Origin of the sequence: Enterobacter sp. CGMCC 5087 (assembly GCF_003144775.1) — a bacterium.
Taxonomy (GTDB): domain Bacteria; phylum Pseudomonadota; class Gammaproteobacteria; order Enterobacterales; family Enterobacteriaceae; genus Enterobacter; species Enterobacter cloacae_M.
In genome coordinates this window covers 1-349 of the sequence record NZ_QFXN01000296.1, presented here as the reverse complement: position 1 = coordinate 349, position 349 = coordinate 1, and the positions used below count along the sequence as shown (strand labels likewise).

Here is a 349-nt window from a genome sequence, read left to right as displayed (position 1 = left end):
CTGGCAGGCGCAGCTCAGGCTGGTGCAGGCGATCGTCGCACTGCGCGCGCAACTGCTGGCGACAGAGAGTGAAGATGATGATGAACCGGTGGCTGCACTGCGACAGCTTGAGCAGGAGCTTGACGCGTTGCAGGCATCATCGGTGCGGGTGTCGGCGCATGTGGATGCCCGGCAGGTGGCTTCGGTGGTGGCAGAGTGGACGGGCGTGCCTGTCAACCGCATTTCGCAAAGCGAGCTGGACGTGGTGATGAACCTGCCGGCGTACCTTGGCGACGTCATCCGGGGCCAGTCGCTTGCCATTGAACATCTGCACCGGCATCTGCTGACGGCACGTGCTGACCTTCGTCGA

At 63.6% G+C, this 349-nt stretch carries 1 pseudogene; it reads left to right on the top strand.

Annotated features, from left to right (window positions below):
• Positions 1–349, top strand: a pseudogene (locus tag DEO48_RS26865) (type VI secretion system ATPase TssH); the annotation flags it as partial.